The 22,437-nt window shown below is 70.3% G+C and carries 20 protein-coding genes; 16 read left to right on the top strand and 4 right to left on the bottom strand.

Annotation, left to right across the window (positions count from 1 at the left end; translation table 11 throughout):
- Positions 1-40 precede the first annotated feature (40 nt).
- Complete coding sequence (fae, locus tag I5731_RS15770) at positions 41-580, top strand: formaldehyde-activating enzyme (protein ID WP_197312372.1); 540 nt, start codon at positions 41-43, stop codon at positions 578-580.
- A 136-nt stretch (positions 581-716) separates the two neighbouring features.
- Here fae and I5731_RS15765 read toward each other — a convergent pair whose 3' ends face one another.
- A complete protein-coding gene (locus tag I5731_RS15765) occupies positions 717-854 on the bottom strand; it encodes an entericidin A/B family lipoprotein (protein WP_197312371.1) in 138 nt (45 codons plus the stop codon).
- A gap of 208 nt (positions 855-1,062) precedes the next feature.
- Positions 1,063-2,322 carry a TIGR03862 family flavoprotein gene (locus I5731_RS15760; RefSeq protein ID WP_197312370.1) on the bottom strand — a complete coding sequence of 420 codons (1,260 nt, stop codon included), beginning with the start codon at positions 2,320-2,322 and terminating at the stop codon, positions 1,063-1,065.
- A gap of 252 nt (positions 2,323-2,574) precedes the next feature.
- Between I5731_RS15760 and I5731_RS15755 the strand changes: the two genes are divergently transcribed.
- The 14 genes from I5731_RS15755 to I5731_RS15690 all read left to right on the top strand — a co-directional run bounded on the left by I5731_RS15755 (position 2,575) and on the right by I5731_RS15690 (position 19,108).
- Entirely contained in the window at positions 2,575-3,765 is a 1,191-nt protein-coding gene (locus tag I5731_RS15755) for a TadE/TadG family type IV pilus assembly protein (RefSeq protein WP_197312369.1), read from the top strand.
- Positions 3,766-3,860: 95 nt separating this feature from the next.
- Entirely contained in the window at positions 3,861-5,078 is a 1,218-nt protein-coding gene (locus I5731_RS15750; RefSeq protein WP_197312368.1) for an aromatic ring-hydroxylating oxygenase subunit alpha, read from the top strand.
- Positions 5,079-5,138: 60 nt separating this feature from the next.
- Positions 5,139-5,459: a DUF1294 domain-containing protein gene (locus I5731_RS15745; RefSeq protein ID WP_197312367.1), complete on the top strand. Its 321-nt coding sequence runs from the start codon at positions 5,139-5,141 to the stop codon at positions 5,457-5,459.
- Between the two features lie 82 nt (positions 5,460-5,541).
- Entirely contained in the window at positions 5,542-7,158 is a 1,617-nt protein-coding gene (locus I5731_RS15740) for a phytoene desaturase family protein (RefSeq protein ID WP_197312366.1), read from the top strand.
- Between the two features lie 273 nt (positions 7,159-7,431).
- The gene (locus I5731_RS15735; RefSeq protein WP_235981846.1) at positions 7,432-8,622 is read left to right on the top strand and encodes a lytic murein transglycosylase; all 1,191 of its coding nucleotides are present in this window, start codon (positions 7,432-7,434) and stop codon (positions 8,620-8,622) included.
- 670 nt (positions 8,623-9,292) lie between these two features.
- The gene (locus tag I5731_RS15730) at positions 9,293-10,351 is read left to right on the top strand and encodes a succinylglutamate desuccinylase/aspartoacylase domain-containing protein (protein ID WP_197312365.1); all 1,059 of its coding nucleotides are present in this window, start codon (positions 9,293-9,295) and stop codon (positions 10,349-10,351) included.
- Positions 10,352-10,455: 104 nt separating this feature from the next.
- Complete coding sequence (locus tag I5731_RS15725; RefSeq protein ID WP_197312364.1) at positions 10,456-11,250, top strand: lysine/arginine/ornithine ABC transporter substrate-binding protein; 795 nt, start codon at positions 10,456-10,458, stop codon at positions 11,248-11,250.
- Between the two features lie 9 nt (positions 11,251-11,259).
- A complete protein-coding gene (locus I5731_RS15720) occupies positions 11,260-11,973 on the top strand; it encodes an ABC transporter permease (protein WP_197312363.1) in 714 nt (237 codons plus the stop codon).
- A 3-nt stretch (positions 11,974-11,976) separates the two neighbouring features.
- Positions 11,977-12,705: an ABC transporter permease gene (locus I5731_RS15715; protein WP_197312362.1), complete on the top strand. Its 729-nt coding sequence runs from the start codon at positions 11,977-11,979 to the stop codon at positions 12,703-12,705.
- Between the two features lie 216 nt (positions 12,706-12,921).
- On the top strand, positions 12,922-13,905 hold the full coding sequence (locus I5731_RS15710; protein WP_197312361.1) for a BMP family protein: 984 nt from the start codon (positions 12,922-12,924) through the stop codon (positions 13,903-13,905).
- Between the two features lie 242 nt (positions 13,906-14,147).
- Positions 14,148-15,584 carry an amidase family protein gene (locus I5731_RS15705; protein WP_197312360.1) on the top strand — a complete coding sequence of 479 codons (1,437 nt, stop codon included), beginning with the start codon at positions 14,148-14,150 and terminating at the stop codon, positions 15,582-15,584.
- The gene (locus I5731_RS15700) at positions 15,581-17,131 is read left to right on the top strand and encodes an ABC transporter ATP-binding protein (RefSeq protein ID WP_197312359.1); all 1,551 of its coding nucleotides are present in this window, start codon (positions 15,581-15,583) and stop codon (positions 17,129-17,131) included. Before I5731_RS15705 ends, I5731_RS15700 begins: the two co-directional genes overlap by 4 nt.
- On the top strand, positions 17,121-18,167 hold the full coding sequence (locus tag I5731_RS15695) for an ABC transporter permease (protein ID WP_197312358.1): 1,047 nt from the start codon (positions 17,121-17,123) through the stop codon (positions 18,165-18,167). Before I5731_RS15700 ends, I5731_RS15695 begins: the two co-directional genes overlap by 11 nt.
- A complete protein-coding gene (locus I5731_RS15690) occupies positions 18,164-19,108 on the top strand; it encodes an ABC transporter permease (RefSeq protein ID WP_197312357.1) in 945 nt (314 codons plus the stop codon). The genes I5731_RS15695 and I5731_RS15690 overlap by 4 nt, the downstream gene beginning before the upstream one ends.
- Before the next feature lie 33 nt (positions 19,109-19,141).
- Here I5731_RS15690 and I5731_RS15685 read toward each other — a convergent pair whose 3' ends face one another.
- Positions 19,142-20,125 (bottom strand): MBL fold metallo-hydrolase, encoded by a 984-nt coding sequence (locus I5731_RS15685; protein ID WP_328838963.1) that lies wholly within the window; start codon positions 20,123-20,125, stop codon positions 19,142-19,144.
- Positions 20,126-20,362: 237 nt separating this feature from the next.
- Positions 20,363-21,553 (bottom strand): pyridoxal-phosphate-dependent aminotransferase family protein, encoded by a 1,191-nt coding sequence (locus tag I5731_RS15680; protein ID WP_197312356.1) that lies wholly within the window; start codon positions 21,551-21,553, stop codon positions 20,363-20,365.
- 287 nt (positions 21,554-21,840) lie between these two features.
- Between I5731_RS15680 and arfB the strand changes: the two genes are divergently transcribed.
- Positions 21,841-22,263, top strand: a complete 423-nt coding sequence (arfB, locus tag I5731_RS15675; RefSeq protein ID WP_197312355.1) for an alternative ribosome rescue aminoacyl-tRNA hydrolase ArfB — start codon at positions 21,841-21,843, stop codon at positions 22,261-22,263.
- The last annotated feature ends 174 nt before the right edge of the window (positions 22,264-22,437 follow it).

Below are 22,437 nucleotides of genomic sequence, written 5' to 3'. Positions count from 1 at the left end.
GTGCCGCATGGCCGGGCGTCGACGAAGGAGAGACGATCCGATGAGCGAAATCTGGTTCCGCACCGGCGAGGCGACCGTGCTCGCCTCCGAAGGCCAGGTCACCGACGCGATGCCCGAGGTGCTGATCGGCTCCGTGAAGGGCCCGGCCGGCACGGCGTTCGCGACCATGATGGGCCAGGTGGTCGGCCACACCCGCATGTTCGTGGTGCGCGACCTCAACCAGCTCGTCCGCCCGGCGGCGATGATGACCACCAAGGCGACGATCCACGACGAGGCCTACGTCAACCTGCTCGGCGGTGTGGTGCAGGGCGCGATCGGCGATGCGATCGTCGACTGCGTCATCGACGGGATCATCCCGAAGGATATCGTCGACGAGATCTGCATGATCGTGATGATCTGGCTCGATCCGCGCGTCTCGACGGCGGAAAACCTCGACCAGGCCGAGCTCTACCGCAACAACTACGAGGCGATGAAACTCGCCGTGTCGCGGGCGATGAAGGGCGAGCCGACGATCGACGAGCTGATCGCCAACCGCAAGACCGTGAAGCACTACGCGCTCGACGGCGTCATCGACTACTGAACGCTGCCGTTCAAACGAAAACCCCTCCGCGACGGGGATCGCGGAGGGGGCTCGACGTCCAGCGGAAGGGGAGGGGGAACCACACCGCCGGACGGAAAGGGCGTGATCCGGCCGGAAAACCCGGCCGGCGTCCGCGTCAGTTGACCTGCTGCTCGACAGCCTGGCCGGTATCGCGAATATCCTGGCCGACGCCGCGAACGGTCTTGTCGCAGGCCGCGAGGCCGAGAGAAGCCGCGACGACGACGCCGAGCACGATGAAGCGGGATGCTTTCATGAAATAAGGTCCCCTGTTTCCGAAGGTCGGCCCGAAGGATTTCGTCAGCCGGTTGAAGTGTTGCTGCCCCGAACGATCCCTGCCTGGGACCTTGGGGGGGCATGTCGTCGGCGGGGGGCCGTCCGGAGCAGCGCAATCCAGAAATACGCAGGGCCGGGGGTTTGTTCCGGCTTGTCCGATGTTTTTGTGAATTTGTTTTTTCGCGTTTTCAAAGTCCCGGCGCGGCGAGGCGGGCGAGGACGCCGTCCGCGGCGGCGCGGCCGGTGGCGAAGCAGGCGGTGAGCAGGTAGCCGCCCGTCGGCGCATCCCAGTCCAGCATCTCGCCGGCGACGAAGACGCCCGGCAGCGCCCTGAGCCCGAAGCTTTCGTCGATGCCGTCGAAGGCTACTCCGCCGGCGCTGCTGATCGCCTCGGCGATCGGGCGCGGTCCGGTGATCCGGAGCGGCAGGGCCTTGATCGCGGCGGCGAGGTGCTGCGGGTCGGCGAGGGCGTCGCCGGCCGCTTCGCGCAGCAGGGCGGCCTTGACGCCGGCGATGCCGGCCCGCTTGCGCAGATGGTTCGCCATCGACTGGCCGGCGCGCGGCCGGGAAAGTTCCGCGGCGAGGCGTTCGGCGCTGCGGCCGGGGGCGAGGTCGACGCGCAGCGGTTCGCCGGCGGCCGCGGCCGCGCGGAGCTCCGGCCCGAGCGCATAGACGCCGCCACCCTCGATGCCGTAGCGCGTCACCACGAATTCGGCCGTCACGCTGCGGCCGCCGGCGGTGAGGCGGACGCTCTTTACCGGCGCGCCGGCAAACCGGTCGGCGAGATGCTGGCTCCAGGCGATCTCGAAGCCACAGTTGGAGGCGACGAGCGGCGCCACGGCCACGCCGCGCCGGGCGAGGAGATCCGTCCAGCCTCCGTCGGAGCCGAGCCGCGGCCAGCTCGCGCCGCCGAGGGCGAGCACGACGGCATCGGGCTCTACCGCGACCGCGCCGGCCGGCGTGTCGAAGGCGAGGGCGCCCGCGTCGGCGCCATCGTCGGTCCAGCCGGTCCAGCGGTGCCGGGGCGCGAAGGCGACGCCGAGGGCCTCGAGGCGCCGCAGCCAGGCGCGCAGCAGCGGCGACGCCTTCATCGCGACCGGGAACACCCGGCCGGACGAGCCGGTGAAGACGGGGCCACCGAGATCCTCCGCCCAGGCCGCGACGGCGGCCGGCGGGAAGGCGGCGAGCGCCGCGGCGAGCCGGGGCGAGGCCGCACCATAGCGCGCCGCAAAGCGCTCATAAGGCTCGGTGTGGGTGAGGTTGAGCCCGGACTTGCCGGCGAGCAGGAACTTCCGCCCGAACGAGGGCATCGCGTCATAGACCGTGACGGCGACGCCGGCCTCGGCCAGCCGCTCGGCGGCGGCGAGGCCGGCGGGGCCGCCGCCAATCACCGCGACCCGTGCCGGAGACCTCGCCGCGCCGGGCCCGTCCGCATTCTCGCCATCCATGCCGCCGTCCCCACCGTCGCCAGTCGCCGTCGCCCCGTCGCCGTCGGCGGCCGGTGCCCATCGCACGAGGGATAGTCGGTTTCGCAGCGCGGGGGAAACGCCGTGCGACGGCCGGGGCGACGGCCGGGCGCGCCCTGACAATTCGTCAAGGTAAATGGAAGTTCATCACAATTGGCGGTGGCAGTTGGGACATTCTACAGATGTTTCATGCCTTCATGCTCCTGAACAGTCTTCAATCTCGATCGGGACCAGATGACCAGCGCGAAAGGCTTCGGCAACAACAGGGACGGTGCGGTGGCGGTGTTCTTCGCGCTGGCGCTCGTTCCGGTCCTCGTCTTCGTCGGGGTGGCGGTCGACTATAGCCGGGCGGTGCGCGAACGGGCGATGTTGCAGACGGCGCTCGATGGTGCCGTGCTCGCCGCCGCCGGGGGCTATACGATCGCCGAGGCGAAGCTGCTCTTCGACAACCACGCCGCCCGGGCCGGCATCAACGACCTTTCGCGCGAGATCGCGCTGAACGGCGCCGGCGAGATCGTCGGCACGGCCTCGGGGACGGTGACGACCTCGTTCACGGAACTGGTCGGGGTCTCCGAACTCGCCGTCGGCGTGTCGAGCGTCGCGTCCAAGCTGGCGGCGGGCGACAAGGTCTGCATCCTCGTCAAGGATCCGACCGGCAACCAGGCGCTGTTGCTCAACAGCGGCGTCACGATCAAGGCGCCGAACTGCCGGATCGACGTGACCAGCACCGGCAACCCGGCCGCGATCTTCAATTCGGGCGTCGCGCTCGACGTCAAGAAGACCTGCGTCAAGGGCACCCAGACCATCCAGAACGGTGGCCCGGTCAAAAGTCTCGAGACCGGCTGCGCCGTCGCCGCCGATCCCTTCGCCGGCAATCTCCCGGCCGTGACGGTGGGCGCCTGCACCGTGAAGGACCAGAATTATTCCGGCACCAACAATCTCAACCCCGGCGTCTACTGCGGCAACTTCAACTTCAACGGCAGCGGCAAGCTGAACCTCGCGCCTGGCCTCTACGTTTTCAAGAACACGCGCTGGAACCTCAACAGCGGCTGGACCGTCACCGGCACCGGCGTCACCTTCTACTTCGCCGACTCCAACTCCTACATCCAGGTCAACAGCGGCGTGAACCTCTCGGTCACCGCGCCGTCGACCGGCACCTATGCCGACATCCTGATGTTCGAGCCGACGGGGCTGTCGACGTCGCAGTTCTCGATCAACGGCTCGGCCGGTCACGTCTTCGAGGGCCTGATCTACCTGCCGAGCCGCGACCTCACCTTCAACTCGGTGTCGACGGTGAACAGCGAGAACCTCACCATCGTCGTCTGGCGGCTGATCCTCAACCAGATCAACTGGGCGATCGAGCCCGGCAAGAAGGCGATCGCGGTGGGCGGCTCCGGCGGTGCGGGCGCCATGCTGGTGCGCTGAGCCGTCACCCCGGCCACCTGGGAATTTTCCGGATGCGTTGACTGCGGATACGGTTGCTGTACACTCGTACAACACCATTTCCGAAGGAGGACGCCATGGAAGCAGGCGCGCACGCCGCGGCATCGATCCGCTCCGGCTACACCCGGTCCGGCTGGTCCGGTCCCGACGAGCCGGTGAGCCTGCCGGCCTGGCTCTACACCGATCCCGAGTTCTTCGAGGCGGAGAAGGAGCACGTGTTCCGGCCGTCCTGGCAGGTGGTGTGCCACGTCAACGACGTGCCCGCGGCCGGCGACTATCACACCTTCGAATTTCTCGGCGAGAACATCGTCGTGGTGCGCGGCGAGGACAACGCGATCCGCGCGTTCCACAACGTCTGCCGCCACCGCGCGGCGCGGGTGCTGGACGGCGCGTCCGGCAACTGCGGCAGCCGGATGATCTGCCCCTACCACGCCTGGAACTACGACCTCACCGGCAAGCTGGTCGGCGTGCCGTTCCGCAAGAGCTTCGGCGGCATGGACGTCGAGGAGCACGGGTTGGCGCCGGTCGACTGCGAGATCTTCTTCGGCTTCATCTTCGTGCGCCTCGTCTCCGGCGGCCCGAGCGTCGCCGAGATGATGGGCCCCTATGCGGCCGAGCTCGAGCCGTACCGAATGGAAGAGCTGCAGGCGCTCGGCCGGGTGACGCTGCGCCCGCGCGCGCTGAACTGGAAGAACATCGCCGACAACTACTCCGACAGCCTGCACATCACCGTCGCCCACCCCGGCCTGACGCGGCTGTTCGGCAAGAGCTACGGCATCGAGGCGACCGAGTGGGTCGACAAGATGTGGGGCACGCTGCGCGACCAGCCGTCGTCGAACATTTCGGAGCGGCTCTATCAGCGCCTGCTGCCCGACGTCGCGCACCTGCCGGATGACCGCAAGCGCTACTGGACCTATTTCAAGCTCTGGCCGAACGTCGCCTTCGACATCTATCCCGACCAGGTCGACTTCATGCAGTTCATCCCGATCTCGGCGACGGAATCGGTGATCCGCGAGATCGCCTATGTGCTGCCCGACGCGCGCCGGGAGATGAAGGCGACGCGCTATCTCAACTGGCGCATCAACCGGCAGGTCAACAAGGAAGACACCGACCTGATCAACCGGGTGCAGGCCGGCATGGGTTCGTCGAGCTACACCGTCGGCCCGCTCGGCGACACGGAGGTCTGCCTGAAGCAGTTCTCGCGCAAGCTGCGCCGGCTGATTCCCGAAGCCTGCAACCATCGCCCGCCGCAGGCCGGCTGGTCGCGGCAACGGCTGGCGGCGGCCGCGGAGTAGACTATCCTCGGCGGCGGCCGGGTGCGCCGCGACGGGTCGCGGCGGACGGCGCGGGGGCAGGTGATGGGGTCGAGTTTCGAGACCGTGGCGCTGTATGCGCTGCTGGCGATCAACGTCTTCGCCTTCCTGCTCTTCGTCTGGGACCTGCTGCCGTTCGGGCGCGGCCGTTTCGAGGTGTCCGAGCGGCTGGTGCTGATGGTCGCCTGGTGCGGCGGCGCGGTCGGCGCCCTCGTCGGCCATCGGCTGCTGCAGGCCGGCCACGGCACGCGGCGGTTCCGGCTGATGCTCTACATGCTGGTGGCGGCGCACATGCTGGCGTTCGCCGCCTGGTACGGGCTGCAGGGGCTCGGCGGCCAGCTCGGGCGCTGGCTCGGGATCTGACGCCCCGGTCCTTCCTTGCGCCCGCGCCCGCGGGGCACCGACGAACGATGGCCGTGCACGGGCGGCCGGGGAGCACTTCGAGATGACGGATGCGGTGATCATCGGCGGCGGCCACAACGGCCTCGTCTGCGCCTACTATCTCGCGAAGGCGGGGCTGAAGGTGACGGTGCTGGAGAAGCGCGGCGTCGTCGGCGGCGCGGCGGTGACCGAGGAGTTCCACTCCGGCTTCCGCAATTCGGTCGCGGCCTACACCGTGTCGCTGCTCAACCCGAAGGTGATCCGCGATCTCGACCTGCCGCGCCACGGGCTGAACGTGGTCGAGCGGCGGCTGTCGAACTTCCTGCCGCTGCCCGACGGCGATTTCCTGAAAGTCGGCCCCGGCCGCACCAGGGCCGAGGTGGCGCGGTTCTCCGCCCGCGATGCCGAGGCGCTCGCCCGCTACAACGACCGCCTCGACATCATCGCCGACCTCCTGCGCGACCTCGTGCTGGAGACGCCGCCGAACGTTTCGGCGGGGGGCTGGATTTCGGCGATTCCGGAGATGCTGAAGAGCGCCACCCTCGGCAAGCGCTTCTCCGGCCTCGACATGGACCTCCGCCGCGAGTTGCTCGACATCTTCACCATGTCGGCGGCGGACTATCTCGACGCCTATTTCGAGAGCGACCCGATCAAGGCGATCCTCGGCTTCGACGGCATCGTCGGCAACTTCGCCAGCCCCTATACGCCCGGCACCGCCTATGTGCTGCTGCACCACTGCTTCGGCGAGGTGAACGGCAAGAAGGGCGTCTGGGGCCACGCGATCGGCGGTATGGGCGCGATCACCCAGGCGATGGCGAAGGCGTGCATCGAGGCTGGCGCCGAAATCCGCACAGATACCGGCGTCGCCGAAGTCATCATCGAGAACGGCCGCGCGATCGGCGTCGTCACCGAGGCCGGCGAGATCGTGCGCGGCCGCTTCGTCGTCTCGAACCTCAATCCGAAGCTGCTCTATGGCAAGCTCGTCGACCGCGCCGCGGTGCCGGCCGGCTTTGCCGAGCGGATCGACCGCTGGAAATGCGGCTCCGGCACCTTCCGCATGAACGTCGCACTCTCCGAACTGCCGAGCTTCACGGCGCTGCCCGGCCGCGAACTCGCCGAGCATCACACTTCCGGCATCGTGATCGCGCCGAGCCTCGCCTACATGGACCGCGCCTATATCGACGCGCGGGCGAACGGCTGGTCGGCCCAGCCGATCGTCGAGATGCTGATCCCGTCCACCCTCGACGACAGCCTCGCCCCGCCGGGCCAGCATGTCGCGAGCCTGTTCTGCCAGCACGTCGCGCCGGAACTGCCGGCGGGCTTCCCCGGCGGATCGTCGTGGGACGACCACCGCGAGACGGTTGCCGACCTGATGATCGCCACCGTCGACGCCTATGCGCCGGGCTTCAAGGCGTCGGTACTCGGTCGGCAGATCAACTCGCCGCTCGATCTCGAGCGCACCTTCGGCCTCGTCGGCGGCGACATCTTCCACGGGGCGCTCAGCCTCAACCAGATCTTCTCCGCCCGCCCGATGCTCGGCCACGCCGACTACCGCGGCCCGGTGAAGGGCCTCTACACCTGCGGCTCCGGCACCCACCCGGGCGGCGGCGTCACCGGCGCGCCGGGGCACAACGCGGCGCGGGAGATTTTGGGCGATGTGAAGCGGAAGCGGGTGGCTTAGGACTTGTCTTGCCGTGGGGCCTCCCCCCTCCCGTGCTTCGCACCTCCCCCGCTTCGCAGGAGAGGGGACGATGGGCGAGAGGGCTTTCGTAAATCGAAGGCAGCGCCGAACCGAAGAGCTGTTGAGAATGGCGCCCCAACCTCCTTCGTCCCCTCTCCTGCGAAGCGGGGGAGGTGCGAAGCACGGGAGGGGGCTTCCCCCGGCAAAGCCCCGCAGCAAAACCCTCCCCATCTGCTATCCTCGGCCACCCATCCACCGCCCCGGAGCAGATCGTTGCCGCGTGTCCTGATTCTCCTCGCCGCCCTTCTCCTCGCCATCCTGCCGGCCCGCGCGGCGACCGACGCCGACATGCGGGCGTGGCTCGAGGCCACCGTCTGGCCGGATGCGGCGCGGGCGGGGGTGTCGCGGGCGACGTTCGAGGCGGCGCTGCCGGAGATCCGTATCCTGCGCAACCTGCCCGACCTCGCCGGTGGCGGTGGCGGCGGGCAGGCGGAGTTCTCGAGCCCGGGCCGCTATTTCGACGAGGGCCAGATCGCCGCGCTGGCGCGGATCGGCCGCGACCGCCTCACGAAATGGTCCGCGGTGTTCGATCAGGTCGAGCGCCGCTACGGCGTGCCGCGGGCGATCATCGCTGCGGTCTGGGCGCGCGAATCGAACTACGGCGCGGCGAAGATCCCGCATTCGGCGCTGTCGGTGCTGGCGACGCAGGCGTTGCTCGGCACGCGCAAAGCGCTGTTCTACCCAGAGCTCATCGCCGCCCTGCAGATCCTCGAGGCCGACCACCTGCCGGCGGCAATGCTGAAGAGTTCGTGGGCCGGCGCGCTCGGCCAGCCGCAGTTCATGCCGTCGAAGTTCCTTGCCCATGCGGTCGACTTCGACGGCGACGGCCGGCCGGACATCTGGTCGTCGGTGCCCGATACGCTGGCCTCGATCGCCAACTATCTCGCCGAGGCCGGCTGGAACCGCGCGGTCTCCTGGGGCGAGGAGGTCAGCGTGCCGGCCGAGGTGGCGTGCTCGCTGGAGGGGCCGGAGCAGGGCCGACCCTTGCGCGACTGGGCCGGTGGCGGGCTCGCGCCGCAGGCCGGGCGCTTTGCCGGCAGCGCCGGCGACCGACGCTTCCTCCTGATGCCGGCCGGACGGCTCGGCCCGGCCTTCCTCGTCACCGAGAATTTCTACGTGCTGAAGCGCTACAACGAGGGCGATCTCTACGCCCTCTTCGTCGGCCACCTCGCCGACCGCATGACCGGCGCCACCCCGATCGCCGGGCGCTGGGGCAGCGTCGACCGGCTGACGCGCGCGGACGTCCGCCGCATGCAGCAGGGGCTGATCGAGCGCGGCCACGACGTCGGCGGCGCCGACGGCCTCGTCGGCTTCCGCACCCGCGTCGCCATCGGCCGGCACCAGGCCGCGAGCGGGTTGGACGTCACCTGCATGCCGGGTAAGGACCTGCGGCTCGGGGGGTGAGGGGGCGGGGGTGCTACGTCATCGTCATGGTCCGCGGAGGCGGACCATCCACGACCGGCCGCGGATGATGGACCTGCCATTCGAGGAAAGGGCGACCGCCGCCAAGCCGCCTCGAGCGGCCTTCGTGGGTGGTCCGCCTGCGCGGACCATGACAAAAAAGAGGTGCTGCGCCAGTCCCTTGATCGTCATGGTCCGCGTCGGCGGACCATCGACGACCGGCTACGGATCAGATGCCTGCCATCCCCTCCGCGCATCGAGAACAGCCGCCAAGCCGTGCCGAGCGGCCTTCGTGGGTGGTCCGCCTGCGTGGACCATGACGGGGTGGGGATAGGCCGGCGGGCACGGGCCGGCGGGCACGGGCCGGCGTGCCCGGCCTCGTCCTTCGAGATGGCCCGTTCCGGGCCTCCTCAGGATGAGGCCTCCGAAAGTTTTTCATCTAGTTCAATCATTTATCCTTTTCCCTCATTCTGAGGAAGCCGCGCAGCGGCTGTCTCGAAGGGCGAGGGAAAAGCCGGGGCGCCCGCGTGCGGTCACCCCTGTACCCAGCGGCAGAAGGCCATGATCGGTCGATAGCCCTCGGGAAATCGGGCGCTGATACCACCACCCCGCCTTTCCCTCTTTACGACCGTTCAAGAATTGTGTGGGATGGCCCGGTCCAGGCGGAGTGGCCATGCTGAAGTCGATCGAGACGATCCGGGGTGACAGCCAGGGCCTCGCCTATCAGTTTCCCGTGCTGCGCTTCGACGGCACCGATCCAGCCGCGCCCTCGGCCTACCTGCAGGCCGCGCTGCACGCCGACGAATTGCCCGGTACCGCCGCCATCGACGCGTTGATGCCGAAGCTCAGGGCGGCCGAGGCCGAGGGGCGGATCCGCGGGCGGATCACCGTGGTGCCGGTCGCCAACCCGATCGGCGCGGCGCAGTATCTCTACGGCGATCATCAGGGCCGCTACCACACCGGCACCCGGGTCAACTTCAACCGCGATTTTCCGCTGCTGCCCACCCCGGACACCGCCGGCCTGCCGGACGATGCGGCGCTGCTGCCGGCCGACGCGCGGCTGAAGGCGCGGCTCGTCGCCCTCTCGATGGGGCACGACATCGTGCTCGACCTGCACTGCGACGACGAGGGGCTCGACTACCTCTATATCCACGCGGCGCTGTGGCCGCAGATGGCGGATCTCGCCACCGACCTCGGCGCCCGCGCGGTGCTGCTCTGGGAGGGCTCCAGCGATGCCGCCTTTGAGGAGGCGGCGCTGCATCCTTACCTGCAGATGTCGCCCGACGCGGACGGGCTCGACCGGCGCGTGGTGACGACGGTGGAGTTCCGCGGCCGCGCCGACGTCGATCCGCGGCTCGCCGCCACGGCGGGGGAGGGGCTCTACCGCTTCCTCGTGCATCGCGGCGTCGTCGCCGACGCAGCCGTCGCCGCCGCGGCGCCTTGGGACGGTGTCGCCGTGCCGCTCGAGAACGTCGAGATGCTGCGTGCGCCCGTCGCCGGTCCGGTGCTCTATCACGTCGCCCCGGGCGACCAGGTCGCGGCCGGCGACCGGCTGGCCACGATCCTGCATGCGCCGGGCGAGGAGGGCGGGCGCACCGACCTCTTCGCGCCGCAGGACGGGCTGATCCTGACGCGCCGGACCGTGCGGACGATCCGCCCCGGCGAAGACCTTCTGAAGCTTCTCGGTGCCCGGGCGAGCGCGGATGCGCGGCCCGGCGCGCTCGAAGACTGACGCCGGCCGCAACGACTGCCGGCGATTGACCAACGGGGAACGGCCAACGCGCCGCAGGCATCTCGGCCAATACGCCGAAGGCAAAACGGAAGGAGATCAGGATCATGGGTTCGACGATGAAAACGAGGGCGACCGCCGCCCTCCTCGCCGCCGGCATCGCCGGCATGGCCACCCTCTCCGGCGCTTCGGCGCAGGAGGTCGTGCGCATCGGCACCACGCCGGAATCCTATCCGCCCTTCACCACCATCGACGCCAACGGCGCCGTGCAAGGCTTCGAGGCCGATCTCGCCGCCGCCTTCTGCGAAGAGATGCAGGTGAAGTGCGAGTGGGTGCTGCAGGCCTGGGACGGCATCATCCCGGCACTGACCGAGAACAAGTTCGACGCGATCATCGCCTCGATGTCGATCACCGAGGAGCGCAAGCAGGTCGTCGACTTCTCGGCGAAGTACTACAACACCCCGGCGATGTTCGTCGGTGCCAAGAGCGCCGACATCACGATCTCGCCGGAGGGGCTCGCGGGCAAGATCGTCGGCGTGCAGGTCTCCACGGTCCACGCCGCCTACATCGAGGCGAAGTACAAGGACATCGTCGAGATCAAGAACTACGACACGCAGGAAAACGCCAACCTCGACCTGATCGCCGGTCGCGTCGATCTGCTGCTCGCCGATTCGATCGCGCTCGAGGACAGCCTGCTGAAGACGCCGGACGGCGAGGACTTCGAGGTGAAGGGCGAGCCGTTCACCGATCCGCTGATGGGCGACGGCGTCGGCGTCGCCGTGCGGAAAGAGGACACCGCCCTGCGCGACAAGTTCTCCGCGGCGATCAAGGCGCTGCGCGACAGCGGAAAGTACAAGGAAATCAACGACAAGTACTTCACCTTCGACGTCTACGGCGGCTGACGCCCGCCGATGTCCGACCTGATCGGGCTCATCGGCTTCGGGGACAAGGGCTGGGGCTTCGCGCTCCTCGGCGGTGCGATCGTCACCGTCGAGGTCGCGGCCTCGGCCTATCTCCTCGGCCTCGCCATCGGCCTGCTCGGCGCCGCCGCGAAGCTGCGCGGCGGCCGGATCGCGCGCGGCATCGCGGAGACCTACACGACGGTGGTGCGCGGCCTGCCGGAAATCCTGCTGATCCTTTTCGTCTACTACGGCGGCACCAGCGCGGTGCGCGGCCTCGCCGGGCTGGTGGCGCCGGGCGTCACCATCGAGATCGATGCCTTCGCCGCCGGCGTCGCCGCGCTCGGCCTGATCTCGGGCGCCTATTCGACGGAGGTGTTCCGCGGCGCGATCCTCGCGGTGGCGAGCGGCCAGCGCGAGGCGGCGCAGGCGCTGGGGCTCGGCCGCTGGCTGGTGTTCCGCAAGGTGGTGCTGCCGCAGGCGCTCGCCGTCGGCATGCCGGCGCTCGGCAATCTCTGGCTGGTGACGCTGAAGGACAGCGCGCTGATCAGCGTCGTCGGCCTGCGCGACCTCGTCGGCATCGCCGCCAGCGGCGCGGCCTTCTCGCGCCAGCCGTTCACCTTCTACATGGTGGTCGCCCTGATCTTCCTCACCCTGTCGCTCGTCTCGATGCTGGCGCTCGGGGCGATGGAGCGGCGGCTGACCCGTGGCCGGCGGGAGGGCTGACGGATGGACGCCGCCTTCATCCAGCGCATCGTCGGCAACCTGCTCGACGGGCTCGTCGTCACGCTGATCGTGGTCGCCGCCTCGATGGTAGCGGGCAACCTGCTCGCCGTGCCGCTGGCGCTGGCGCGGATCTCGCCGCGGCGCTGGCTGCGCTGGCCGGCCTACGTCTACATCCTGTTCATGCGCGGCACGCCGCTGATCGTGCAGATGTACATGATCTATTTCGGCCTCGCGCAGTTCCGCGAGGTGCGCCAGAGCTTCCTCTGGCCGCTGCTGCGCGATCCGGTCTGGTGCGCGATCATCTCGCTCAGCCTCAACACGGCGGCCTATTCGGCCGAGATCCTGCGCGGGGCGATCCAGGGCGTGCCGAAGGGCCTGCCGGAGGCGGGCCGCTCGATCGGGCTGCGCGACGGGCAGGTGATGCGGCTGATCACGCTGCCGCTCGCCATCCGCCAGGTGCTGCCCTCGCTCGCCAACGAGACGATCCTGCTCCTGAAGGCGAGCGCAATCGTCTTCACCATCACCGTGCGCGACATCATGGGCGAGGCGAACATCATCCGCGCCCAGACCTTCCGCACCTACGAGCCGCTGATCACCGCGGCGCTGCTCTATCTCGCGCTGACCTTCCTGATCACGATGGCGTTCCGTCTCGTCGAGAAGCGCATGGGGCGCCACCTCGTGCGCCAGCCGAAGACGATCGAGGAAGAACTGCGCGACCTCACGGTGCGCTGACGGCGGGCGGCGAGCGTCTTTTTTCCCGGTGCGAAAGCCTGGCACGGAACCCCTTCTGCCCAAGAACCGACCTTGACAATTTCATGGGCAGGACGGAGTTTTGATCCGTTGAACAAATTCGGGCGCGGGCGGAAAATCCCGCAGCGACGCCCGGGATAACGGGCCGCGCGCCGGCGCCATGACGGCCGGCCGCGCGCCAGACAGGGAACAGCCGCAATGACCTTCGCCATCACCCGCCGCCGCTTCCTGGGCACCGCGGCGCTCGCCGCGTCCGCGCCGCTCTTCACCCGCCGCGCCTTCGCCGCCGACCCGGTCAAGGTCGCCGGCATCCACGGCGATCCGGTGGAAAACGCCTGGAACTCCCGCATCCACGAGGCGCTGCTCTCGGCCGCGAACGACGGCCTGATCGAGTACACCTTCTCCGAGGGCGTCGCCGGCACCGACTACGCCCGCGCCATGCGCGAATACGCCGACCAGGGCGCGCAGCTCGTCTGGGGCCAGTCCTACGCGGTGGAGACCGAGGCGCGCGAAGTCGCGGCCGACTATCCCGAGACGGCGTTCTTGATGGGCTCGTCCGGCGGGCCGTCGGGCGACAACTTCGGCGTCTTCGGCACGCGCAACCACGAGGCGGCCTATCTCGCCGGCATGCTGGCGGCGGGCCTGTCGAAGACCGGGACCTTCGGCTCGGTCGGCGGCTATCCGATCCCCGAGGTCAACCTGCTGATCAACGCCTTCCGCCTCGGCGTCAAGGAAGTGAAGCCGGACGCGAAGTTCCTCAACGGCTTCATCGGCACCTGGTTCGACCCGCCGAAGGCCAAGGAAGCCGCCTTCGCGCAGATCGACGCCGGCGCCGACATCCTGTTCGGCGAGCGTATCGGCACCGCCGACGCCGCCAAGGAGCGCAGCGTGCTCGCGATCGGCTCGCTGATCGACTACATGCCGCGCTATCCGGGCACCGTGTTCGCCAACGCCATGTGGTACTTCCGCCCGACCGTCGACGCGATCGTCGCCGACGTCATCGCGGGAAAGCCCGTCGGCCGCGACTACACCGAGTATTCCTTCATGAAGTACGGCGGCAACGACGTGCTGTTCGACACTGCGGCGGTCTCCGCCGAGGCCGTGGCGGCAATGGAAGCCAAGCGCGCCGCGATCAAGGACGGCTCGTTCACGGTGACGATCGACGAGACCGAGCCGGCGTGAGGGGGCTGCGGCGATAGCCTTTGCCGTGAGGCTTCCCCCCTCCCTGTCCCTCCCCCGCTTCGCAGGAGAGGGGACGATGGGCGAGGGGACTTTCGCCTAACGAAATCCGCGCCGGACCGCTGCGCCGCCGGAAACGGCAGCTTCTCCTCCTGCGTCCCCTCTCCTGCGAAGCGGGGGAGGGACAGGGAGGGGGCGCGGCGCCGGCGAGGTCCGCTTCGGTCGCCGCGATCCTGGTCAGTCCCATGCCCGACGCCCTCGCCCTCGCCGATGCCATCCGCCAGCGCCGGACAACCGCGACCGCGGCGATGGAAGCGGCGCTCGATGCCGCGGATCAGTTCCGCGGAATCGGCGCCGTCCGGCACGTCGATGCGGCGATGGGCCTCGCCGCGGCGGCAGAGATCGACGCCCGCATCGCGGCGGGGGATCCCGACATGCTCGCCACCCCGTTCCTCGGCGTGCCCTTCCTGATGAAGGACCTCGGCGCCGCGGCGGCCGGGCTGCCGAAGGTGGCCGGGTCGCGCTGGGTGGAGCGGCACGGTGCCGTGCCGGCGGTGGACGACGACCTCACCACACGTTTTCGCGCCGCCGGCCTCGTGCCGTTCGGCCTCACCACGGTGCCCGAGTTCGGCCTTGCCCTCTCGTCCGAGCCGGCGATCGGGCCGACCGCGCGCAACCCGCTCGACGAGCGGCGCACGCCGGGCGGCTCGTCCGGCGGTGCCGCGGCGGCGGTGGCGGCGGGGATCGTCGCCGTGGCGCATGCGACGGACGCCGCCGGTTCCACCCGCGTGCCCGCCGCCTGCTGCGGCCTCGTCGGGCTGAAGACGACGCGCGGGGCGACGCCGACCGGGCCGGAGTTCGGCAACCACCTCTTCGGCATCGCGAGCGAACTCGTCGTCAGTCGCTCGGTGCGCGACAGCGCCGCGGCGCTCGATGCGCTGGCGGGGGCCGCCGAGGGGCCGGAGCCGGATCCGGCGCTCGGGCTGCCCGCGCGCGGCCGGCTCGAGACCCCCGTGCCGCCGCTCAGCATCGGCTGCGTGTTCGACGCGCCGGACGGCGCTCCCGTCGCGCCCGAGCGACGCGCGGCGCTGGAGAGCGCGGCCGCGGCGCTGGAAACCCTCGGCCACCGTCTCGTGCCGCTGCAGCCGGCGGGCTTCGCCGACTGGCTGGACACCTCCGACCGGGTGTTCGCCGCGATCATCGCCGCGAATTTCGCCCGCAATTTCGCCGGCGTCAGGATCGCCGCCGGCGAGCTGGAACCGCTGTCGGCGGCCTTCATTGCGGCCGGCGAGCAGATGACCGCCGGCGAGCTCTACACCGCCGTCGTCGAGGCGGCGAAGGTCGCGCAGGGGGTCGCGCGGCTGTTCCGAAACGTCGACGTGCTGCTGACGCCGATGCTGTCCGGGCCGCCGCTCGCCATCGGTTCGTTCCCGCTCGGCCACTCGGACATCGCGTTGCAGACGCGGCGGATGCGCGATTTCGCGCCCTATGCCGCGCTCGCCAACGTCGCCGGCGTGCCGGCGATCACCCTGCCGCATGGGGTCGATGCCGTCGGCCTGCCGCTGCCGGTGCAACTGGTCGGGCCGATGGGGGCCGACGCGCTGCTGCTGCGGCTCGCCCGGTCGCTGGAAAAGGTGGCGCCGTTCGCGCATCGGTTCCCCATCGCGGGGCTGCCGGCATGAGCGCGCCCGCCCCGTCACAAGACGAGCGGCCCGAAGTGTTGCGGCTCGAAGGCGTCACCAAGCGCTTCGGCAGCCTCGTCGCCAACGACGCGATCGATCTCGAGCTGCGCCAGGGCGAGTTGCTTGCGCTGCTTGGCGAGAACGGCGCCGGCAAGACGACGCTGATGAACATCCTGTTCGGCCACTACACCGCCGATTCGGGCCGGGTGGTCGCCTTCGGGCGCGAGCTGCCCCCCGGCAAGCCGCGCGCGGCGATCGAGGCGGGCATCGGCATGGTGCACCAGCATTTCGCCCTCGCCGGCAATCTCACCGTGCTCGACAACGTCATGCTCGGCACCGAGAAGCTGACGCGCTTCGCCTCCGACCGGACGGCGGGGGCAAAGCGGCTCGCCGCGGTCGCCGAGCGCTTCGGCCTCGGCGTCGATCCGGCGGCGCGGGTCGGCGACCTCTCCGTCGGCGAGCGTCAGCGCGTCGAGATCCTGAAAAGCCTCTACCGCGACGCGCGCGTGCTGATCCTCGACGAGCCGACCGCGGTGCTGACGACGCAGGAGGCCGAGCGGCTGTTCGCGACGCTGAAGGTGATGGCGGCGGAAGGGCTGTCGCTGATCTTCATCTCGCACAAGCTCGGCGAGGTGATGGCCGCCGCCGACCGGGTGACCGTGCTGCGCGGCGGCAAGGTGGTCGCCGAGCGTCGGGCGGCGGCGACCAGCCGGGCGGAACTCGCCGAACTGATGGTCGGGCGCCGGGTGGCGCGGCCAGAGCGCGAGGCGCAGGCGCCGGGGCCGGTGCGGCTCGAGGCGGTCGGCGTCGATGTCACCGAGGCCGGGACGAAGCGGCTCGACGCGGTGTCGTTCGCGGTGCGCTCGGGCGAGGTGCTCGGCATCATCGGCGTGTCGGGCAACGGCCAAGCGGCGCTCGGGCGGCTGGTTTCCGGGCTCGCCATCCCCGCCGCCGGCACACTCAGCCTCGAGGGCGAGGCGCCGACCGATTTTTCCCCGCGGGCCTTCGTCGCGGCCGGCATCGGCCGGGTGCCGGAGGATCGCAACACCGAGGGTGCGGTCGGCGAGATGACGTTGTGGGAAAACGCGGTGATCGAGCGGCTGCGCACGCCCGCCTTCTCGGCGTTCGGCTTCGTGCGCCGGTCGAAGGCGATGGCGTTCGCGCGCGACGTGATCGCCCGCTTCGACGTGCGCGGCGGCGGGCCGGGAACGCGGACGCGGCTGCTCTCGGGCGGCAACATGCAGAAGCTGATCCTCGGCCGCAACCTGATCGACAGCCCGCGCATCCTGATCGCCAACCAGCCGACCCGCGGCCTCGACGAGGGCGCGATCGCGGCGGTGCACGCCGAGATCCTCGCCGCGCGCAAGGCCGGCACTGCCGTGCTGCTGATCTCGGAAGACCTCGACGAGGTGATCGGTCTCGCCGACCGGGTGCAGGCGATCGTCAAGGGCCGGCTGTCGCCGCCGGTGCCGGCGGACGGGCTCGACGCGCGGCGGCTGGGGCTGATGATGGCCGGGCTCTGGGACGAGGCTTCCGATGCGGCTTGAACGGCGCGCCCATGTCCCGCTCGGCCTCGCCATCGCGGCGCCCTTCGCGGCGGTGCTCGTCGCGCTGCTGCTCGCCGGGCTGCTGATCGCGGCCGCGGGGGCCGACGTGCTCGAGGCCTACCGGCGGCTCGCGATCGGCGCCTTCGGCTCGCGGCTGTCGCTCACCGAGACGCTGACGCGCGCGACGCCGCTGATGCTGACGGGGCTCGCCGCCGCCGTCGCCTTCCGGGCGAAGCTCTGGAATATCGGCGCCGAGGGGCAGTTCTATCTCGGCGCGCTGGCGGCCGCCGCCGTCGGCGCCTCCGGCCTCGGCCTGCCGTCCGCGATCGGCATCCCGATCCTGATGGCGGCCGGTGCGCTCGCCGGCATGCTGCTGCTGCTCGGGCCGCTGCTGCTGCGCCTGCGTTTCGGCGTCGACGAGGTCGTCACCACGCTGCTGCTCAACTTCATCGTGCTGCTGTTCGTCTCGATGATGGTCGAGGGACCGCTTCGCGACCCGACCGCCTTCGGCTGGCCGCAGTCGGTGCCGGTGGAAGCCGCCTACAAGCTGCCGAAGCTGTTGCCGCGCTCGCGGCTCCACATCGGCCTCGCCATCGCAGTCGCCGCGGCGGTGCTGCTCTTCATCGTGCAGAGCCGCACCGTGTTCGGCTTCGAATCGCGGGCCGCCGGCCACAGCCCGGCCGCGGCGCGCTTTGCCGGCATCTCGCTTTCCGGCACGCTGGTGAAGGTGGCGCTGATCTCCGGCGGCCTCGCCGGGCTCGCGGGTGCGATCGAGGTGACGGGCCTCAAGGGCTACGTCACCACCGACCTTTCCCCCGGCTACGGCTATTCCGGCATCGTCGTCGCCATGCTCGCCGGGCTCAATCCGATCGGCGTCGTCGTCACGGCGCTGTTCGTCGCGGCGGTCTTCGTCGGCGCCGACGGCATGAGCCGGGCGATGGGCATCCCGAGCTTCATCGCCGACGTCATCGTCGCGCTGTCGCTGCTCACCATGCTGGTGGCGCTGCTCCTCGTCGGCTACCGGGTGCGCAAATGACTGAGGCTCTCGACATCCTGACCCAGGCGAGCCTCTGGGCGGCGGTGCTCCGCATCGCGACGCCGCTGATCTTCGGCACGCTCGGCGCGCTGCTCTGCGAGCGGGCTGGCGTGCTCAACCTCGGCATCGAGGGGATCATGACGCTGGGCGCGATGGTCGGCTGGCTGTCGGTCTACTGGGGCGCCGACCTCTGGACCGGGCTGCTCTGCGCCGCTCTCGCGGGTGCCATCGCCGGCCTGCTGCACGCCGCGCTCACCGTGCCGCTCGGCCTGTCGCAGCATGTGTCCGGCCTCGGCATCACGCTACTCGCGTCCAGCCTCACCTACTATGTCTACCGCCTGGTGGTGGAGCAGGGCTCGTCGCCGCCGACGATCACGCCGTTCCAGCCGCTGGCGATCCCGGGGCTTTCCGACATCCCGTTCCTCGGCCCGGCGCTGTTCGCGCAGACGACGCCGACCTATCTCGCGATCGCCCTGATCGCGGTCACCGCCTATGTCCTCGCCCGCACACCGCTCGGCCTTGCGGTGCGGATGGTCGGCGAGAACCCGCATGCGGCGGAAGCGCAGGGCATCGACCCGACGCGGGTGCGGATCGGCGCGGTGGTGGCGGGCAGCGCGCTGATGGCGGTCGGCGGCGCCTATCTCACCACCTCGGCCTTCAATTCCTTCTTCCCGACGATGATCCAGGGCCGCGGCTGGGTCTGCATCGCGCTCGTCGTGTTCGCGTCGTGGCGCCCGGGCCGGGCGCTCGCCGGCGCGCTGCTCTTTGCCCTCTTCGACGCCTACCAGCTCCGGCTGCAGCACGTCGTCGGCGCGTTGGTGCCCTACCAGCTGTTCCTGATGGTCCCCTACGTGATGTCGATCGCGGCGCTGGTGGTGATGGCGCGGCGGGCGCGGGTGCCGCAGGCGCTGATGCAGCCGTATCGGCGCGGGGAGAGGTGAGGGGGAGGCCCCACGGTAGAGCCTCCCCGGGCCTCACAGATCGAACTGGTACCCCGCCGCCACATAGCGGAACCCGTCGCCCATCGGCTCGACGTAGCCGACCGCCGGGAACGGCATGTGGTAGCCGACGAAGGGCACCTTGTCGGCGGCGAGCATGCCGAAGATCGACTTGCGGGTCGCCGCGGCCTTCGCCTTGTCCATGTCGAAGCGCACTTCCCAGTCCGGCTTCTGCAGGCTCATCACGTAGTGGTTGGCGGTGTCGGCGGTGAGCACCAGCCGGCGGCCCTCGCTCTCGATGTTGTAGGCCATGTGGCCGGGTGAATGGCCGAAGGCCTCGATCGCGGTGATGCCGGTGATGATGTCGGCGCCGGGCTCGATGAAGTTCATCCGCTCGGCGTAGGGCACGACGTTGGCCTGTACGAGCTTTGCGCTGTTTTCGGTCGGGCCGGACAGGCGATCGGGGTGAGTCCAGAAATCATATTCGGTGCGGCCGGCGACATAGGCGGCGTTCGGGAAGGCGGCGGTCTCGCCTTCCATCAGGCCGCCGATGTGGTCGCCGTGGAAGTGCGTCAGCACGACGATGTCGACCGATTCGGGCAGGATGCCCGCCGCGGTGAGGCTGGCGGCGAGGTTGCCGACGGCCGGGCGGCGCGCCGGGCCGTTGCCGGTGTCGAACAGGATCACCTGGGTGCCGGTGTTGACGACCACGGGCGTGAAGCTGTTCACGCCCGTGTCGGCGGGCAGGAAGTTGGCGGTCGCGAGCTCGGCGGCGGCTTCCGGCGTCTGGTCGGCGCCGAAGGTCGGGTGCGGGCCGTCGTTGGGCGCGAGGCCGTCGAGAATCGTGGTCACCTCGAAGCTGCCGAGGCGGAAGCGGTAGACGTTCGGCTTCAGCGGTCCCTGCAAGGCCACGGCGGCGTTCCCGATCGATGGGCGGCCGAGGATCGCAAGGCCCGCCGCGCCGGCGGCGGCGCCGAGCAGAAGTCCGCGGCGATGGGGTGAGTAGATCTCATGGGTCACGCTCTCGTCCTCCGTCTGATTGCCCGGGCACCCCCTCCCGGGCAGGAGAGGGCGCGCCGCACCGATCGCATCGCCCCCCGTCGAGGCGGCGGTCGGGCAAATGGGGCCGGCGGCGGATCGGGACAGACAGGATCGGCCGAAAAGCCCATCACGCCCGACACACGCTTGCGTGAAGTCGCCGGAACGGCAGGGCGCGCGGGCCTGCGGCGGCGCCGGGCGCCGTCGCAACCGGCTCGCTCAGTCGCGCGTGGCGTCCGCCAGCCAGGCGATCGCCGCCGCGGTGCCGCCGGCGCCGTGCGGCACGCCGAGGCTGGCGAGCGCGGTCTCGATCACGGCGAGGGTGCCGAGCAGGGCGGCGGCGTTGACGTGGCCCATGTGGCCGATGCGGAAGCCGCCGCCCTCGAGCTGGCCGATGGCGTTCGAAAGCACGACGCCATAGCGGTCGCGGCAGGTGTCGACCAGGCGGCGGGCGACGGCCGGATCCGTGGTGCGTACCACCGTGACCGAGTTGGCGCGTGCCGACGGCGCCTCGATGTTGAACGACAGCGCGCCGGCCTCGGCCCAGACCGCGACGGCGCGCCGGGTCGCCTCGGCGAGCAGGGCATGGCGGCGATGCGCCGCTTCCAGACCCTCTTCGGTGAGCAGGATATCGAGCGCCTTGCGGAAGGCGAACAGGAGGTGCTCCGGCGGGGTGCCGCAATACTTCATGTAGTGCTCGGGCCCGTCGCGGAACGTCCAGTCCCAGTAGCGGGTGACGAGGTCGGCGTCGGCGTGGGCGGCGATCGCCTTCGGGCCGGCGGCGACGAGGCCGAGGCCCGGCGGCGTCATCAGGCCCTTCTGGGCGCCGCACATCGCGACATCGACGCCCCAGGCGTCCATCTCGAACGGCACGATGCCGAGCGAGGCGACGGTGTCGACCATCAGCAGCGCCGGGTGGCCGGCGGCGTCGATCGCGGCGCGGATCGCGGGGATGTCGTTCATCACGCCCGACGCGGTGTCGATCTGCACGACGAGGATCGCGGCGATCTCCTCGGCGTCGTCGGCCGCGAGCCGGGCACGGACGGCGGCCGGATCGACGGCGCGGGAAAACGCCTGCGGCAGCACCTCGACCTCGAGCCCCATCGAGAGGGCGGTTTCGCCCCAGCCGGTGGCAAAGCGGCCGCTTTCGAGGACCAGCACCTTGTCGCCGCCCGACAGCGTGTTGGAGAGCGCCGCTTCCCAGGCGCCGTGGCCGTTGGCGGCATAGATGTAGGCGTTGCCGGCGGTGCCGAAGAGCCGCTTGATGTCCACGAGGCAGCGGTCGGTGAGCGCGACGAGTTCGCCGGTGTAGATCTCGACCGCGGGGCGGTGCATCGCCTGCAGCACCGCGTCGGGGATCGTGGTCGGTCCCGGAATCATCAGTAGTTCGCGGCCGTGGCGCAGGGGCATGGCGGGTCTCGCTGGAAAGGAAGGGGCACCCGGCGAGCGGTCGGCCGGGCGGATGGCCTTCCCATATCATTCGCGGACGAACGGCTCCACCCCGGCGGGTCGATTCGGGGCCATGCGTATCGGCGGCGGGGGCGTGACCGGGACCCAGCCGGGCGGGGATCGGCCGAATCCGCGACACGAAGCGCCGGTCAACGGTCGCCCGCTCGCGCGCGACGCGCTATCACCTCTCTCCACGGAGCGGCCCGGTTCGGCGCCGGGGTCCGGCCGGCCGCGAAGGAGGCGCCGCCATGATCGTCATCACGCCGACGCTCTCCATCGACGAGTGCGAGATCGAGGAGAGCTTTATCCGGGCCTCTGGGCCGGGCGGGCAGCACGTCAACACCACGTCGAGCGCGGTGCAGCTCCGGTTCAACGTGCGCGGCTCGCCGTCACTGCCCGACGACGTCGCCGTGCGGCTGATGAAGCTCGCCGGCAGCCGGCTGACCCAGGACGGTGTCATCGTCATCACCGCGCAGGAGCACCGCAGCCAGCTGCGCAATCGCGAGGAGGCACTGGCGCGGCTGGTGGCGCTGATCCGCCAGGCCACGGTCCGCGAGAAGCCGCGCCGGCCGACCAAGCCGACGAAAGCCTCGAAGGAGCGGCGCCTCGCCTCGAAGACCAAGCGTTCCGTGGTGAAGGCGGGCCGGCGCTCGCGGCCCGACGCGGACTGATCCCGGTCGACCCCGGCGAATACAGGGGCCTGCGGGCCTGATCGGGGCAGGGGAGGGCGACGCCGTCCTCCGGGGCGGCTTTTCGCAGGGGGCGACGAATTTTTTTGGACCGTGCGGAAAAATTTTCAGATCCGCGCGCCGAGTCCGGGGCGAAATCGGCCGAAAATGACCCTG

The sequence above is a fragment of the Methylobrevis albus genome, from assembly GCF_015904235.1.
GTDB lineage: Bacteria > Pseudomonadota > Alphaproteobacteria > Rhizobiales > Pleomorphomonadaceae > Methylobrevis_A > Methylobrevis_A albus.
This window is presented reverse-complemented; position numbering and strand designations above follow the sequence as displayed.